Below are 16,710 nucleotides of genomic sequence, written 5' to 3'. Positions count from 1 at the left end.
CTCGTGGATAACGCGACCGGAACTATAGTGACCTTCTATTCCTATAAGGGAGGCACTGGCCGTACGATGGCGCTGGCGAATGTCTCCTGGATTCTTGCTATGGCCGGTAAACGAGTTCTCGCCGTAGACTGGGATCTTGAGTCGCCCGGCCTGCACCGGTTCTTCCAGCCATTCCTCGATCAGGACGTGGTGGCCGCGACCGATGGCGTCATCGAATTGCTGACGCGATATTCGTGGGCCGCCACCGAGCAGCATGAGAACGCGCGAGACTGGCATCTGGAGTTCGCCCGGATACTCCGCTACGCGGTGTCGCTCGACTGGGACTTCCCCGGCGACGGGACACTCGACTTCGTCTCCGCCGGCCGCCAGAACCGCGACTACTCATCGTTGATCAGCAGCATGGACTGGGACAACTTCTACGGCCGGCTCGGCGGCGGCCAGTTCTTCGACGCGCTGCGCGCGGACATGAAGCGGCACTACGACTACGTGTTGATCGACAGCAGGACCGGCCTGAGTGACATCGCCGACATCTGCACGGTGCATTTCCCGGACGTCCTCGTCGACTGTTTCACCCTCAGTGACCAGAGCATCGACGGTGCGTCGGCGGTGGCGCGGCACATCGACGAGCGCTACGGCGACCGCGGCATCCGCATTCTTCCGGTTCCGATGCGTATTGAATTCGGGGAGAACGCCAAGGTCGAGGCGGGCCGTGCCCTGGCGCGGGCGCGCTTCGACCGGTTCCCGAAAGGTCTCACCCATGAGGAGATGAATCGGTACTGGCTCTCCGTGGAGATCCCGTATCGGCCCTTCTACGCGTTCGAGGAGACCCTCGCGACGTTCGGCGACACGCCGGGCTCGCCCAACTCCATGCTGGCCGCGTTCGAACGGCTCGCCGCCGAGATCACCGAGGGGCGGATCGATTCCTTCTCTCCCATGGAGGAGCAGCTCCGCCTGGCGACGCTCGAGCGCTTCGCCAGGCGCGGTCCCGCCGAGAGCTCCGAGGTGCTCGTCGTCTACGCCGCCGAGGACCGGCCCTGGGCGGACTGGCTCGCCGGAGTGCTCGGCCTGGCGGGCTTCCGGGTCACGGCCAACTGCACCGACGTGGCGTCGCCGGAGGAGTTCGAGCTCCGGATGGACCGGAGCAACCACGCGATCGTCCTGCTCTCGCCGGCCTTCATCGGCTCCGAGCGCGGCCGGCGGGCCTGGGAGACGGTCGTTCCGGCGCGGACCGGCGCGACCCTCCAGCAGGTGACGGTTCTCCGCATCCTGAACGCCAAGCTCGAGCCGTTCTTCTCGCAGCTGACGCCGCTGGACCTCACGGGTCTCGGCGAGGAGCAGTCCGCCGACGCCGTCCTGCGGGCGCTCGGCCGCCCGGGCCGTACCGCCGAGCCGGTCAGCGAGCACGGCCGGCTGACCGCACGGTTCCCCGGCGCGGCGAGGACCTCACCGCCGGTGTGGAACGTCGACCGCCGCAACGCCGTCTTCACCGGGCGCGGCCAGGTGCTCGAACAACTCCGCGACCAGCTGCTCGGCGCGACCCAGCGCGTCGTGCTGCCCCAGGCGCTTCACGGCCTCGGAGGCGTGGGCAAGACCCAGGTCGCGCTGGAGTACGCCCACCGCTTCCGCGCCGACTACGACGTGGTCTGGTGGGTGCCCGCGCTGCAACCCGACTCGATCAGAAGCGCGCTGGCCGCCATGGCCGGCCGCCTCGGACTGCGAGTGGGCGACAACGTCGCCGAAGCCGCCAACGCGGCTCTGGAGGCCCTTCGCCGGGGCACGCCGTTCGCGCGCTGGCTCCTGATTTTCGACAACGCCGACGACCCGGCCGAACTCGAGCAGTTCCTCCCCGGCGGCGACGGCCACGTGCTGATCACCTCACGGGACCCGGCCTGGACCCAGTTCGCCAAGCCGATCGCCGTCGACGTCTTCACCGAACGGGAGGCCGCCTTACACCTGCTGCGCCGGGTGCCGGGCCTCGCCCCGGACAACGCCGTGAAGATCGGCCGTGCGCTGGGGTTCCTGCCTCTGGCCATCGAGCAGGTGGCCGCGTGGCTGGAGGCCACCTCGATGCCGGCGAGCGAGTACCTGAGCGCGCTCGAACAGCAGACCGCCTCGACGCTCAACCTCAGCACGAAGGAGTTCCCCCAGTCGGTGGCGCTGACGTGGAACGTGTCCTTCCGGCAGCTCAGAGAGGCGTCACCGGCCGCGGCCCGCCTGCTCGAACTGCTCGCCTTCTTCTCCTCCGACCCGATCTCCCTGGACCTGATCTACAGCGACCAGACGGCCGAGATCCTCGTCCCGTACGACGAGACTCTGCGGGACAAGCTGGTCCTGGGCAAAGTGGTGCGGGAGATCAGCCGGTTCGCGCTGGCCAAGGTGGATCAGGGGAACAACTCCATCCAGGTGCACACGCTGGTGCAGGCCGTCATGCGGGAGGGCATGGAGCCCGAACGCGCGAACGAGACCATGCACGACGTACACAAGATCCTCGTGGGTGCGCGTCCTCCGCGCGGAGACACCGACGACCCCGGCAACTGGCCGAGCCTGGACAAGATCATGCCGCACGTCGAATCCTCGCGCGCCGCGGAGTGCGACGAGGAGGATACCCGGCAGATGTTCATCGACCTCGTCCGATACCAGTGGAAGCGCGGCAACTTCGAGGGCGCTCTGTCCAGCGGCCGGTACCTGGCCGACCTGTGGCGCGACCGGCTCGGCGAGGACTACTGGCAGCGGCTGTTCCTGCTGTCGCAACTGGCCAACGTCTACCGCTCGCAGGGCCGGTTCACCGAGGCCTACGAGCTCGACACGCACGTCTGGAACCGGCAGAAGAACTCATCCGCGATCGGGCCCGCGCACCCGCACACGCTCATCACGGCCAGCGGGCTGACCGCCGACATGCGCGCGCTCGGCAAGTTCGACGACGCCCTCGAACTGGACGAGCAGACGTACGCGGCGCTTCAGGACCTCTACGGGGAGGACCACCCCCGGACGCTGATGGCGGCGAACAACCTGGCCGTGTCGCACCGCTCGGTGGGGAACTACTACAGCGCGCGCACGCTGGATGAGGACACCCTGGAGCGCCGGCAGGCGGCACTGGGGCAGAAACACCCCTACACGCTGTTCTCGGCCGCGAACCTGGCCCGCGACCTGCGGGAGGGCGGGCAGTACGAGGAGTCCGTGACGCGCCTGCGCGCGACCTACGAGACCTACATCGAGGTGCTGGGCGACCAGCTCCCCGACCCCCTGCGCGCCGCCAAGAGCCTCGCGGTGGCGCTGCGGAAGGCCGGGCGTACCGACGAGGCCCTCAAGCTGGCGGAGGGCACCTACGACCGCTACCGCCAGTTCTACCCCGACTCGCCGGACGCCGTGGCGGCCGACGCGGAGGTCGCCGTGTGCCTGTGGGCGATCGGCGACGGCGCCGCCGCACGGGACCGTACCCGCCGGACGCTCGGCGTGCTCCGCGACGCCCTGGGCGAGGACCATCACTACGGCCGGCTGCTGGAGAACAACCTGGCCGTCTTCCTCCGGGACGTCGGCGACGTCGCCGGCGCGTACGAACTCGCGGCGTCGACCGTGCCGAGGCTCCGCGCGACCTTCGGGGAGGAGCACCCGTTCACGCTGGTCGGCATGCTGAACCTGGCGAACTGCGCCGCCGATCTGGACCGGTACGCCGACGCCGCCGAGCTGGAGCAGGAGGCGATCGCGAAGCTGACCGAGCGGCTGCACGCGACGCACCCCGACACGCTGGCCGCTCGCTGCAACCTGTCCGCCAGCCTGGAGGCGCTGGGCCGCACCACGGAGGCGAGGACACACCGTCAGGAGGCGATCGCGGTCCTGGGCCGGCTCCTCGGTGAGGACCACCCCGACGTCATCGCCGTCCGGCACGGCCGGCGTCTCTCCCGCGACCTCGAGCCGCAGCCCGCCTGATGAGACCGTCGGCCGATCAGGGTCCGGCGAGCCAGCGCAGCATGTCGGGCATGACGTTCAACGCGCCGAAGTGCGCGCTGCCGCGTTCCACGATCACGAACGAGAACGGGATGTGGTCGCCGAGCCAGCGTGAGTGACCGACCGGGGAGAACGTGTCCTCGGCGCCGTGCCACAGCATGATCGGCCGTTCGATGCTGCCGGGTTCGAAACCCCAGGAGGTGGCGAAGGCGTGCAGGTCGTCGAACCAGCCGTCGGCGGAGTTCCGCACGGCCTCGGCGTAGTTCTCGATGAGCTGGCGCCGGATGCCCGCGTCGGCCACGATCCGGCGGTCGGACTGGGTGAGCTCGTCGTAGAGGCTCGTGACCAGCTGCGCGGGGTTCGCCCGGATCCGGTCGGCGATCGGCCGGAGGCGGGCCATCACCGCGCCCCCGTCATCGCGGACCGCCTGGTAGGCGTCCACGTTCGACTCGGTCATGTCGGCGAACCAGTCGAGCCCGTCGGCCTCGCTCGGCGCCAGCCCGACGAGTACCGCGGCGCGGGTCGTCCGTTCGGGCAGGAGGGCGGCGCACGCGAGGGCGTGGGGTCCGCCGCCGGAGCGCCCGAGGACGCCGAACCGCTCCAGCCCCAGAGCGTCGGCTATCTCCGACACGTCGGCGGCCACATCGGCGACCCTGCGGCCCGGCCTGCGGTCGGAGCGGCCGTAGCCGGGCCGGTCGAAGGTGATCAGCCGGACGCCGAGCTGGTAGAGCACGAGGGGCCGCGGGACCGGGCCGAGACGGCTGCCCGGCGTGCCGTGAAGGAGTAAGACGGGACTCCCGTCCGGTGCGCCCCATTCCTCCACCGCGACTCTTCTTCCATCGCGCAGGTCGATCATGATCGTCAAGCCGGCCTCCCCTGAACACACCCGTGACCCGTCAGAGACTGACGTTTTTGCGGGGAGATTTCCAGCCCGTCGCGGATCGATTGATCACTCCCGCGGGCCAGATAATCTTGACCGGGTTCGTACGGTTTCGTGTGGGTGATGCCGCCGACCGGGCGGTGCCGGATTCGCCGGTACGGGCGGTTCGCTGAGATGGTGTCCGTCTGGACTGGACGTGCCACCGCACCGGCGAGGCTCTCCAGGGGCGGCGCATCGGGCGTCGCCGGTGGAGGTCACGACGCTTCTTCGTCACGGTGGGAACTCTTCGCCGCGGCGAGGTGTTGATCAGTCAACGTTTCGCCAACCCTCAGGCGGGATATCTTCAAGATCGTTTCCGGTTCGTACGCAGCGTGACGGGCGGCGTGCCGCGAACGAACCGAAGGCGTGGTGCCACCGGAGGACGAATGCCCGACGCGGGTGCCGTACGGTGCACGAGGCACCCCCGAAGCCACAGGTAGGAGGTGGAGCGACGATGCCGAGCGCTTCCTGTACGCAGTGCGGTCACACCAATCCGGACGGTGCCCGCTTCTGTTCGAACTGCGGCACTCCGCTCACTCACGGTGTTCCCCCGATGACAGATGAGCCCGGCGATTCGACGTCGACGATGTCGTTCAGCGCGATCGAGGACGCCGTCGCGGCCGAACTGGCCGACGAGCCGGCCGCCGATCACGTGGGAGTCGAGTCGCTCCCGCCCAACACGGCGCTGCTCCTCGTGAAACGAGGACCGAACGCCGGCAGCCGGTTCCTGCTCGACCGCGAGACCACCACCGCGGGCCGTCATCCGGAGAGCGACATCTTCCTCGACGACGTCACCGTGTCGCGAGGGCACGCGGAGTTCTACCGGCAGGGCGCGCGGTTCTCCGTACGCGACATGGGCAGCCTCAACGGCACCTACGTCAACCGGCGGAGGATCGACGAGACCGCCCTGTCCAGCGGCGATGAGGTCCAGATCGGTAAGTTCCGCCTGGTCTACCTCAGCAACGCGCTCGAGAGCGTGCCCGTCGGTGCGCCGGAGGCCGCCCCCCGCCCCCGGCGTGGCTGGTGGTCCCGATGGCGGCGGTGACGCCGGGGTGATGTCAACCGTGGGTGTACACGCAGATGTCAACCGCGGACTGACGAAAGTCGCCCGGCGACTTTCGTATTCTCGCGGTCTGGGAGCGAAAGATTGGCCGGACCGCAGCGAGAATTGGGGGGTTCTCGCGCTCCGGCCGGATGGGGCCCGACTGTGTGTCGATGTCCACGGGGCCCCAGAGCGGACGTCCGCACCGGTTCCTTTGGGGGAGGGGACCGGGGTCGCGGACGTTCGCGCGTTCGGGACCAGGGCCGCGGGCCGCCGCTGATCGGGGGCTACTCGTCGGTCTCCTCGGGGATGGCCGGCAGCTTCTGGGTGAGCACGCTTTCGGACGTGACGTTCGCCCTGGCGATCATGTTCCGCCGGTGTCGCAGCGCGCCGTTCTCCCGCAGCAGGTCATCGACCTCGGCCCGCAGCCGGGCCACGCGCTTGCTCATCCGGAAGTGGACCGTCACACTGCCGACGCCGACCCCCACCGCGAGCGCGGCCAGGGCGGGCATCCACAGCACGGCGACCGCGGCGACCACCAGAGGCAGGACGATCAACATGACCCGGGCATGGTCGCCGATCCAGTCCAAGGCGGCGTTGAGACGCCTCGGGATCTTCACGCGTACTCCTTCCACTGCGGCGGCACCGGCGTCACGGCGCGCGGGCGTCCCGCTCCTGGGGAAGCGAGAGCCGGCGCGCGCGACCGGTACCGCGCGTACCCCCGACAAGGCGAACGACACGAAGCATCCCGAGTGCCGGCCGCCCGTACACGAGGCCGGCCCCTGCGTACGGACCGCGCCGCGATGCGGCAAAGCGGGGTTGACCAGCACGAATCACCGGGCGTCGTTCGACTTCTTTCGGTGTCCAAGTCTGTCACGCGCCCGGGACCGGCCCGTCCCCACCCGTGCCACGCGGCCGTGTCACCACGGCCCGCCGAAGCGGGACTCGTCACCGTCTCCCGGCTCAGGGCGGACTTCTGCGCCGCGGAGCCGCCGCAGTCCCGGAGTCCTGGTGCCTACCCGGGGAGGACCCTGTCCAGGGTGATCGGCAGGTCGCGTACGCGGCGGCCGGTGGCGTGGTGGACGGCGTTGGCGATCGCGGCCGCGACGCCGGTGATGCCGACCTCGCCGATGCCGACCAGGCCGAGCGGCATCGTCGGATCCGGTTCGTCCAGGTAACAGATGTCGATCGGCGGAACGTCGGCGTGCACCGGCACGTGGTACCCGGCCAGGTTCGGATTCATGATCCGGCCGTTCCGTGGATCGACCAGGGTCTCCTCCGACAGCGCCATGCCGATGCCCATCACGATGCCGCCGCGCAACTGACTCGCGGCGGTCTTGGCGTTGACCACGGTGCCGACGTCGAAGGACCCGAGCCAGCGCGACACCCGCACCTCACCGGTGTCCGGGTCGACGCGGACCTCGCAGAACTGCGCCCCGCACGCGGCCTTGACCCAGCGGCGCCGGTCGAGCAGAACCTTCCCCATGAAGCGGGCCTGCCCGACCGCCGCGCCCACGCCACGGTCCGCGCCGACGGCGACCTCGATGTGTTCGCGCCCGGCTCGGGCGAGGATCGCGGCGTACGTCTCGCCGGGACCGGCCTTCTCCCAGAGTCCGCCGTCGCGCGCCTCCACGGCCTCCGGGCGTCGTGCCCGCAACGGCGAGCCGGTGCGTCGCGCGAGCGCGAGCACCGACCGTTTCAGCTTCTCGGACGCGGCCAGCAGGCTCGCGGCGACGCTCGCGGTCTGCATGGACCCGCCCGCGCCGGGGGCGACGGGCAGGGTCGAGTCGCCGTACTCCACGCGCACCGCCGTGAACGGCACGCCGAGGGCGTCCGCCGCGATCTGCGCCTGCGCGGTGGCCACGCCCATCCCCATCTCCTGCATGCCGCAGCGGATGAGGACGGTGCCGTCGGCGGACAGCCGTACGGTCACGTTGGCGGCGAACTGCAGCGACGGGTGGTACGCCGTCGCGACGCCCATGCCGACGAGCCACCGGCCGTCGCGCATCGACCCTGGCTCCGGCGTGCGGGCGGACCAGCCGAACCGCTCGGCGCCCAGGGCGTACGCCTCACGCAGCATCCGGTGGGAGAACCGCTTGCCGTCGATCGGATTCCGCGACGGTTCGTTGCGCATACGCAGTTCGATCGGGTCCAGGCCCAGCCGGCCGGCCAGCTCGTCGACGGCCGACTCCAGCGCGAACGTGCCGATCGACTCGCCGGGTGCGCGCATCGGGGTGTTCGAGAGCAGGCCCAGCTCGACGATCTTCTGCTCCAGCAGGATGTTCGGCGCGTCGTACAGGTGCCGCGACTGCGAGGTGACCTGTTCGGGGCCGCCGCCGACGTGTCCCCGGCGGGTCACGCTCGTGTGGACGAGGGCGGTCAGGCGGCCGTCGGCGTCCGCTCCCAGCGCGACCCGCTGGATGGAGGGGGTACGGCCGCCGACCGTGCGGTAGACGCCCTCACGGGTCAGCGCGAGGCGTACCGGCCGGCCGGTCGCGCGGGCGGCCAGTGCCGCGATGATCGTGCCCGCCCAGACCATGCCCTTGCCGCCGAAACCGCCTCCGACATACGGCGCGATCACTCGTACGGCGTCCAGCGGTATGGCGAAGCGGAGGGCGAGGTGGCGGCGGAGCCAGTCGATGTTCTGCGTGGAGTCGTGCACGGTGAGGCGGTCGCCGTCCCAGGCCGCCGTGGTCGCGTGCGGCTCGATGGCGTTGTGGTTGTACGGCGGCGTGGTGAACCGCAGGTCGACGCTGACCGGTGCCGTCGCGACCGCGGCCTCGGCGTCGCCCTTGCGTGCGCCGCCGGGCATGATCATGTTGCCCTTCTGCGGGGCGGCTTCGTCCTCGTGCGCGGTGAAGTCGACGATGGCGGGCAGCTCGGCGTAGGCCGGGCGGACCAGGGCGGCGGCCTCGCGGGCGGCGTCGAGGCTCTCGGCGACGACGACCGCGACCGGCTGGCCGTTCCAGTGCACCTCGTCGGTGCCCAGGTAGTTCACCGAGGTGCCGGAGACGAGCGTGCTCAGGTTCAGCGGGCTCACCGCCGGGGGCGGCTTGAGCGCGGGCGCGTTCTCGTGCGTCAGCACGGCGATGACGCCGGGAACCTCGCGGGCGGCCGCGGTGTCGACGGCGGTGATCCGGGCCCGGCTCACGGTGGCGTGCACCAGGGCGGCGTGCGCGAGGTCGGGATAGGGATACTCGGCCGCGTACCGGGCGGCGCCGGTGGTCTTGGCCGGTCCGTCCACGCGGTCGATCGGGCGGCCGACGTTCTTGCCGCCGATGTCGCGGGGCAGGCTTGGAGCCTCGGTGACGGTCATGGTTCCAGCTCCCTCAGTGTCGCGACGATCGTGCGGCGGGCCAGGCCGATCTTGAACGTGTTCCCGGGACGGCCCACGGCGGCGGCCAGCTCGGCCTCGGCGGCGCGCCGGTAGCTCTCCTCGGTGGCCGGCGCGCCCGTCAGGACGTGTTCGGCCTCGTGGGCCCGCCACGGCTTGGGCGCGACGCCGCCGAGGGCCAGGCGGACCGCGGCCACCGTGCCGTCCCGCACCTCCAGCGCGGCGGCGACGGAGACCAGCGCGAAGGCGTACGACGCGCGGTCGCGCACCTTCCGGTAGCGCGACGTCGTGGCGGCCGGTGGGGGCAGCTCGACCGCCGTGACGAGTTCGTCGGGGGCCAGGTCGGTCTCCACGTGCGGCGTGTCACCGGGCAGGCGGTGGAACCCGGTCAGCGGGACTCGCCGGGCGCCGCGCACACTCTCGACCTCCACCTCCGCGTCGAGCGCGGCCAGCGCGACGCACATGTCGGAGGGGTGGGTGGCGATGCACGCGTCGCTCACGCCGAGCACGGCGTGGTCGCGGTTCAGCCCGCCGACCGCGTCGCACCCGCTGCCCGGCTCGCGCCGGTTGCAGGCGGCGGCTCCGTCGTAGAAGTACGGGCAGCGAGTGCGCTGGAGCAGATTGCCGCCGACCGTGGCCATGTTGCGCAACTGGGCCGAGGCGCCGCTGAGCAGCGCCTGCGACAGCACCGGGTAGCGGGTGCGGATGAGAGGATGCGCGGCCAGCTCGGCGTTGCGTACCGCGGCGCCGATCCGTACGCCTCCGCCGGGCAGCTCCTCCACCTCGGTGAGCGGCAGCCCGGTGACGTCGACGACCGTGGCCGGTGCCTCGATGCCCTCGCGCATCAGGTCGACGAGGTTGGTGCCGCCGCCGAGGAACCTGGCCTCCGGCTCGGCGGCGATCGCCCGCACCGCCGCCGCCACGTCGGGCGGGCGCACGTACGCGAACGACCTCATGACCCCGCCACCTCCCGGATGGCGTCGACGATGCCGTTGTACGCGCCGCAGCGGCAGAGGTTGCCGCTCATCCGTTCCCGGATCTCCGCGCCGGTGAGCGCCGTGCCGTCCGGCGGCGTGACGGCGCTCGGCGCGCCCGCCGCGTGCTCGGCCAGCATCCCGATCGCCGAGCAGATCTGCCCGGATGTGCAGTAGCCGCACTGGAGGCCGTCATGCCGGACGAACGCCTCCTGGAGCGGATGGTCGAGTCCTTCGATCGTGGTGATGTCGCAGCCGTCGTACTGCACCGCCAGAGCCAGGCAGGAGTTGATCCGCCGGCCGTCGGCGAGGACCGTGCACGCGCCACAGGCGCCCTGGTCACAGCCCTTCTTGGTGCCGGTGAGCCCAAGGTGGTCGCGCAACGCGTCGAGCAGGCTGACACGCGGCTCGAGATCGAGCCGCTCCGTCGTCCCGTTGACCCGCATCCGTATCTCGGTCATGGCGCGAAGTTAACAGAACACCGGACTCTTAACAAGAGAACAGCGTTCTTTTAACATGCGTCGTATCCTGACGGCACCATGAAGCAGGCGTTCGTCCGGGCCCGGCGGCCGGAGCACAAGCGGCAGCGGCGCGAGGCGATCCTCGCCGCCGCGCGGGATCTCGCCGCCGAGTCGGGCGTGCGCAACGTCAGCCTGGGCGGTGTGGCGGCGGCGGTCGGGCTCGCCAAGTCCAACATCGCGCGCTACTTCGGCACGCGCGAGGAGATCTTCCTGGAGCTGGCCGCCGAGGGCTGGACCGAGTGGAGGGCCGCGGTGGCCGAACGCCTCCGCGAGGCGCACGGCGCGGAGGCGATGGTCGCCGCGCTGGCCGAGACGCTCGCCGAGCGGCCGCTGTTCTGCGACCTGCTCAGCCACACCTCCACGACGCTGGAACACAACGTCTCGGTGCCGGCCGCACGTGCCTTCAAACGGACCGTGCTCGGGGTGGTGGCCGAGCTGGGCCGGGAGATCGCACGGGCGCACGGCGACCTCACCGTGCGGGAGGGCTACGAACTCACCGGCGCGGCGGCCGCGCTCGCCGGCACCCTCTACCCGGCGGCCAACCCGCCGCCCACACTCGTGGAGCTGTACGCCCAGGACCCCGAGATCGCCGCCACCTGCCTGCCGTTCGTCCCCACGCTGACCCGCGCGCTCAGAGCGCTGGTCGCGGGGCTGCCGACGCTGCGCTGAAACAGCGACGGGGCCCACGGATGATCCGCGGGCCCCGCCGGGCGCCGGGCTAACTCAGGGCGAACTTCTGCGCCGCCGAGCCGTTGCAGTCATAGATCTGCAACCGGGTGCCGTTCGTCGTGGCTCCGCTCGGGGAGTCGAGGCAGCGGCCGGACTGGGGGTTGCGCAGCGAGCCGTCGGCCTGCTGCTGCCAGACCTGGCCGCCGGCGCCGTTGCAGTCCCAGAGTTCCACCTGGGTGTTGTTCGCCGTGCCGTTGCCCACGATGTCCAGGCAGCGGCCCAGCGTCCTGAGCGCGCCGCTGGAGAGGTGCGTCCAGTGCTGGTCCACGGCGTACGACTGGCAGTCCCAGATGTTGACCGCCGTGGAGTTCGCGCCGTTGTCGTCGCCGAGGACGTCGACGCACTTGCCGCCCGGCCCGACGATCGCGCCGCCTCCGTTGACCGCGAACTTCTGCGCCGCGGAGCCGTTGCAGTCATAGATCTGCAACCGGGTGCCGTTCGTCGTGGCTCCGCTCGGGGAGTCGAGGCAGCGGCCGGACTGGGGGTTGCGCAGCGAGCCGTCGGCCTGCTGCACCCACTTCTGGCCGCCGGCGCCGTCGCAGTCGTACAGCTCCACCTGCGTGCCGTTGGCGGTGCCGTTGCCGTTGATGTCCAGGCAGCGGCCGAGCGTGCGCAGCGTGTTGTCGGCGAAGTGCTCCCAGTGCTGGTCCTCGGCGTAGCTCTGGCAGTCCCACAGCTGCACCGGGGCGAGGTTGACGCCGGTGTCGTCGGCGGCGACGTCGACGCACTTGTTGCCCGGGCCGATGACCGTGCCCTGCGGGCCGTTCGGCACGTTCGTCTGACCGGAGTAGCCGACCGAGACGATGTTGGCCTGTACGGCGTTGTCGGCGGCGTCGGTCGGGTAGCCGGAGGTCATCACGCCTTCGAAGAACGTGCCCATGTTCCAGTTGCTGTTGTCGCCGCCCGTGCCCAAGATGATCGAGCCCTCCTGGTGCATGGGGATGTAGCCGCCGCGGTTCGGCAGCGCGCCGTTCCACCACGTGCTCAGGCCGCCGGACTGGGCGTTGCCGCCCTTGAGCGCGTACGTGGTCTGGCCGTTGTTCTTCAGCAGCGCGGTGACGTAGGTGCTGTTGTTGCCGAGGTTCGCGGTGTTGGAGCCGTTGGCGCCCTGGAACATGCCGTTCTCCAGGTCGGCCTCGACCCACGGTCCCGAGCCGTTGCACGGGGCGAAGTAGCAGGTGGTGGCGATGCTGACGGCGTCCATGTGGCCGTTGCCGGTGTCGGCCGGTGTGGCCTCGGCGTTGCCGTAGTCGAAGCAGCACGCGGACCCGACGTGGGTGCCGCTCGCGACCATGTACATGCCTTCGGGCTGTCCGTTCTGGGCGACGCCGGACCCGACGGCGTGCCGGTAGCCGTGCCGGGGAGAGATCCACACGCCGTACGCCTTGTGACCGCCGGCGGTGACCGCGATCTCGCTCGCGTCCGCGGGGTAGTCGGCCCCCGTCCCGGCCGTGCCGGCCGGAGACGGCGTCAGGTCGTTGTGGCGCGAGGTCTGGTCGTAGATCTTCGTGATGCTGCACGTGGTGCCGTTGCAGAACGCGTCGTGGTCGCCCGCATTCGCGTAGCCGCCCGCGGACAGCACGCCCACGTCGTGCGTGGCGTGGTCGGAGGCGCGGGTCAGCTGGTAGAGCGGGCCCGAGTAGCCCGCGAACAGGGCGCGTACGGTGCTGTGCGCGGCGACGCAGGGTGTGCCGGCCGCGCCGTAGATGTCGCAGGGGAGGGAGGTGGCGGCGCGCGCCGTTCCGGTCAGCCCGGCGAGGGTGAACAGGGCGAGGAGGAGGGCGGCGAGGACGTGCCGGACGCGGGCGGCTCCCGGCGTCGGCGGGGATGCGGAGGGGAGGACGGCGGCAGGCACGCGTGGGGCGGGGCGAGGTCTGCGCATGGCGACGGGCTCCTGGGTGCGGAGGGATGGGAACGCCTGCGGGCCGGCGCCGCAGACGCGGGGGCGGGGAATGCACCTAGGTGTTGATTTACGTTAAATAGCCGGATGAATCATGTCAATCATTGTTTAATTCGCCGAGCTGTCATGTTCGATTGCGTTGATTTCGCGTCATTTGCATTTTCATTCTGCTGGGGCGGATGAGTCGGAATAGAGCGCGTTTTCCGTACGCGTACCTCGGACGGGGAAGGCGTCACCAGCTCCCGCCTCCGCCACCGCCACCGCCGTCACCGACGGACATCCCTCCTCCGCCGCCGGAGGGACCGAGGGGATGGTGATTGACGTCTCCGCCGTAGCCGGAGACGCGACCGGAACCCCGGCTCGTACGACCGGTGGTACCGCGCAGGGGGCGGTGCCGGGCCCATGTCGCCGCCAGGCTGTTGATCGAGGCGGCGACCGTCTCTTCCGTCTCCCGCTCACGCCTGCGCCCACGTCCACGCTTGCGCCCGGCGACCGTGAACCAGTCCAGCTCGCCGCGGAGCGCCGACGGCGCCAGTGCCTTGGCCCAGATGTTGGACCGCTCGAACGCCATCGCGTAGGGGAACGCGCGCGACAGGGCGGCGAGGTCGTCGGCCGGCGGTTCGCCCTTCACCGTCGTTCGCCATGCCTCCGCCTGGGCCTCCGCCCGCGCGCCCGCCGCCCGGCGCGGCACGGCGTACCGTCCCATCACCGCGAGCGCCGGCACGATCACCAGTGCGGTCAGGCTCACCCACGCCGCGCCGGCGAACGACGACACGGCGCAGGAGAGCCCGAACAGGATCACGCCCACGACCGCGGCCGACCACGCCGCCACGTCTCCCTGGACCGCCTGCGCCCGCTGGGACCTGCGGTACCAGCCGAGCTCGACGAGCGAGCGCTCCAGCGATTCACGCATCGGGCCCAAAGGGGCCCGTGTCCGCATCATCTGGACGGACGCGGTGCGGTTCGTGCCGAAGACGCCGGCGAGGAACCGGCGTTCGACGTCGAGAAGGTCCTCCTCCGCCGCGTCACCCCGGATCGCCCGGACCCGCTTCTCCTCGTCGGTCAGCCGGTACGCCTCCAGGCGGATGTGGCCGCGTACGGCCAGATCCACCAGGGTCGCGGCGAGGGCGGCCCGGTCCGCGCGAGGGCCGGCCACCGCCAGGGCGGCGGGTCCCGGCGGGACGCGCGGGCCGTCGGCGGCGTGCGCCCGGCCACGGCGGCGGCGCGGCAGGAACCACCAGGCGGCGATCAGCAGCAGGCCCGCCGCCGCGCCGAGCCCCACCGTCGTGAACCGCGTCACGGCGAACGGCTTGACGAGCGCCCGGAGTTCGGGCGGCGAGACGGGGACCGAACCCCGCGGGAGCCCGACGCGGACGGTGAGCCCGGCGTGGCTGGGCAGCCCGGTGGCGGCGAAGGTCGCGGTGGTGCCCGCCGACCTCGCCCGTTCGCACCGCGCCGTGGCGTGTTCGGCGCCTGCTGCGCAGGTCGCGTTTTGGATGGGCACGGGCGAGCGTACGGTCACGTCGGCGCGCGTGATCGGGACGCCCCATTCGGCTCCGATCGCGTTCCAGGTCAGGAGGGGGCCGGAGGCGTCGCGTGTCAGCGCGCGGTCGACGTCGTAGTCGATCGCGTAGGTCTGGGTGCCGGTGACGGTCCGGTGCGGATCGCCGATGCGCAGCTTCTTCGTGCCGTCGTCCTCCCGCACGGTGAGCGCGCCCGCGGGGCCGGGCGGACCGGTCACGCGGAACCCGCTGAACCCCAGCACCCGGTCGTGGCGCACGTCGTACCGCACGCGCTCGGGGATCCAGCGTTCGATGCCGTGCCGCCCCGGGCCGGGGGCGAAGGTGTACTGGATCCGCTCGGCGACGTGCAGGCGCCCGCCGGATTCGACGGTGAGGGTGACGGCGTAGGAGTCGATGCGCTCGGCCGCCTCATCCGCCGCGCGGGCACGGGCCGGCGCGCTCGCCGCCGGCAGGGCAACGGCCACCGAGGCCACGACCGTGGCGACTTGCCTGATCACCGGCCACCTGCCTGTCCTGGAGCTACGGCGCGGGTCGCCCGGCCGCCCTTTCCCCGCCTACCGCGCGGCATCCTGCCCGTCGCGCCCGGCCGGGCGCCAGTGGCGGGCCCGGCCGCGCGGGATGATCACGGCGGCGGCGGCCACGAGCGCCACCAGGCCTCCCCCCACCGCCGCGACGACCAGCGCCCGGCCGCGCGCCGCGTCGGAGGCCGACCCGGGCATCCGGATGGCGCTCTCGGGCGGCGGCGCGGTCGCGGTCGCCGGGGACGAGACGGCGGACACCGCGGCGTACGGGTCCAGCACCGGGATCGCCGCCGGGTAGGCGGACACGACCAGCCGCCGGGCGACCTCGGCGGCGGTGAGCCGGGGCTCGTACGCCCGGATGAGCGCCGCCGTCCCCGCGACGTTGGCCGCCGCCAGCGACGAACCGGAGCCGATGAAGTGCCCGGTGCCCTTCGGCCCGTGGCTCACCACCGCGTCGCCGGGCGCGGCGATGTCGGCGGCGAAGACGTTCGGGGCGTCCTTCGGGCGTGTGCCGCCCTCGCCGTAGTCCTCGACCGAGACCACCTGCGGGATGAAGGCCGGGAAGTAGGGCTGGGCCGGCGGGGCGCTCTGCGTGGATCCGGTCACCGCCCCCACGCCGGTGCCGGCGGAGGGGATCGCGTCCGGCGCCGCGGGCGCGACCACGAGGACGTCCTTGCCGGCGGCGTACTGGACCGCCGCGGTCATCTCGGGGCGTCCCTTGGTGAGGGCCACACCGACGTACACGACCCGTGCGCCGGCGTCGACCGCGGAGCGGATGCCGGACGCGACCGCGCCGGGATCGGCCTCCCCGCGCCGGCCGGTGCCGCGTACCGCGAGGATCCGTGCCCGGGGGGCGACGCCGCCGCCGGTCGCGTCGTCGGCGCGGCCCGCGATCAATCCCGCGGCGAAGGTGCCGTGGCCGACGCAGTCCTTGCCCGCGCCGCCCGGCGCGGAGACCCGGCCGGCCAGCGCGGGGGCGTCCGGCGCGACGCCGGTGTCCACGACCGCGACGGTGATCCCCGCGCCCTGGCTGAGCCGGCGCACCCGTGCGAGGCTGAGGGCGCTCACCGTCCACGGCTGGGCGTGCGCCTCGGTGGGGGAGGCGCCGGTGCAGGACTGGCCGGAGGCGAGGGCCGACGGTATGACGGGCAGGCCGACCGGGGTGGGCTCGACGGCGGGCCGTCGCCGGTACGCGGTGGCCGACGCGGCTCCCGGCAGGGCGGAGACGGCGAGCGTGAGGGTGGCGACGGCCACCGAGGCGACGGCGCGCGCACGCCGAGGGACACGTCGCATGTGCTGAGC

The 16,710-nt window shown here is 71.9% G+C and carries 10 protein-coding genes and 1 pseudogene; 3 read left to right on the top strand and 8 right to left on the bottom strand.

Translation table 11 applies throughout. The features are described 5' to 3' along the window. Positions 1-3: 3 nt before the first annotated feature. Positions 4-3,927 (top strand): FxSxx-COOH system tetratricopeptide repeat protein, encoded by a 3,924-nt coding sequence (gene fxsT, locus OG417_RS53165; protein WP_442875638.1) that lies wholly within the window; start codon positions 4-6, stop codon positions 3,925-3,927. Between the two features lie 16 nt (positions 3,928-3,943). Here the strand turns inward: fxsT and OG417_RS53160 are convergent, their stop codons facing one another. Beyond that, complete coding sequence (locus OG417_RS53160; protein WP_329263146.1) at positions 3,944-4,801, bottom strand: alpha/beta fold hydrolase; 858 nt, start codon at positions 4,799-4,801, stop codon at positions 3,944-3,946. Positions 4,802-5,318: 517 nt separating this feature from the next. On the opposite strand from OG417_RS53160, the pseudogene OG417_RS53155 reads away from it, so the two are divergent. Continuing rightward, positions 5,319-5,825: pseudogene (locus tag OG417_RS53155) on the top strand (FHA domain-containing protein); the annotation flags it as partial. 368 nt (positions 5,826-6,193) lie between these two features. Here the strand turns inward: OG417_RS53155 and OG417_RS53150 are convergent. The 4 genes from OG417_RS53150 to OG417_RS53135 form a co-directional block, all read right to left on the bottom strand. Then, on the bottom strand, positions 6,194-6,526 hold the full coding sequence (locus OG417_RS53150; protein ID WP_329247246.1) for a hypothetical protein: 333 nt from the start codon (positions 6,524-6,526) through the stop codon (positions 6,194-6,196). Between the two features lie 395 nt (positions 6,527-6,921). Further along, complete coding sequence (locus OG417_RS53145) at positions 6,922-9,222, bottom strand: xanthine dehydrogenase family protein molybdopterin-binding subunit (protein WP_329247243.1); 2,301 nt, start codon at positions 9,220-9,222, stop codon at positions 6,922-6,924. Further along, on the bottom strand, positions 9,219-10,196 hold the full coding sequence (locus OG417_RS53140) for an FAD binding domain-containing protein (RefSeq protein ID WP_329247240.1): 978 nt from the start codon (positions 10,194-10,196) through the stop codon (positions 9,219-9,221). Before OG417_RS53140 ends, OG417_RS53145 begins: the two co-directional genes overlap by 4 nt. Continuing rightward, entirely contained in the window at positions 10,193-10,675 is a 483-nt protein-coding gene (locus OG417_RS53135; RefSeq protein WP_329247237.1) for a 2Fe-2S iron-sulfur cluster-binding protein, read from the bottom strand. Before OG417_RS53135 ends, OG417_RS53140 begins: the two co-directional genes overlap by 4 nt. Positions 10,676-10,753: 78 nt before the next feature. On the opposite strand from OG417_RS53135, the gene OG417_RS53130 reads away from it, so the two are divergent. Next, positions 10,754-11,404, top strand: coding sequence for a TetR/AcrR family transcriptional regulator (locus OG417_RS53130; protein ID WP_329247233.1), 651 nt, complete (start codon positions 10,754-10,756; stop codon positions 11,402-11,404). A gap of 49 nt (positions 11,405-11,453) precedes the next feature. Here the strand turns inward: OG417_RS53130 and OG417_RS53125 are convergent, their stop codons facing one another. From OG417_RS53125 to OG417_RS53115, 3 genes are all read right to left on the bottom strand, one after another. After that, positions 11,454-13,346, bottom strand: coding sequence for an arabinofuranosidase catalytic domain-containing protein (locus tag OG417_RS53125; protein WP_329247230.1), 1,893 nt, complete (start codon positions 13,344-13,346; stop codon positions 11,454-11,456). A 250-nt stretch (positions 13,347-13,596) separates the two neighbouring features. Next, complete coding sequence (locus tag OG417_RS53120) at positions 13,597-15,384, bottom strand: DUF2207 domain-containing protein (protein ID WP_329247227.1); 1,788 nt, start codon at positions 15,382-15,384, stop codon at positions 13,597-13,599. A 57-nt stretch (positions 15,385-15,441) separates the two neighbouring features. Then, on the bottom strand, positions 15,442-16,701 hold the full coding sequence (locus OG417_RS53115; RefSeq protein ID WP_329247224.1) for a S8 family serine peptidase: 1,260 nt from the start codon (positions 16,699-16,701) through the stop codon (positions 15,442-15,444). Positions 16,702-16,710: the final 9 nt, after the last annotated feature.

The organism is Actinoallomurus sp. NBC_01490, assembly GCF_036227085.1.
Classification (GTDB): Bacteria; Actinomycetota; Actinomycetes; order Streptosporangiales; family Streptosporangiaceae; genus Actinoallomurus; species Actinoallomurus oryzae.
This window is presented reverse-complemented; position numbering and strand designations above follow the sequence as displayed.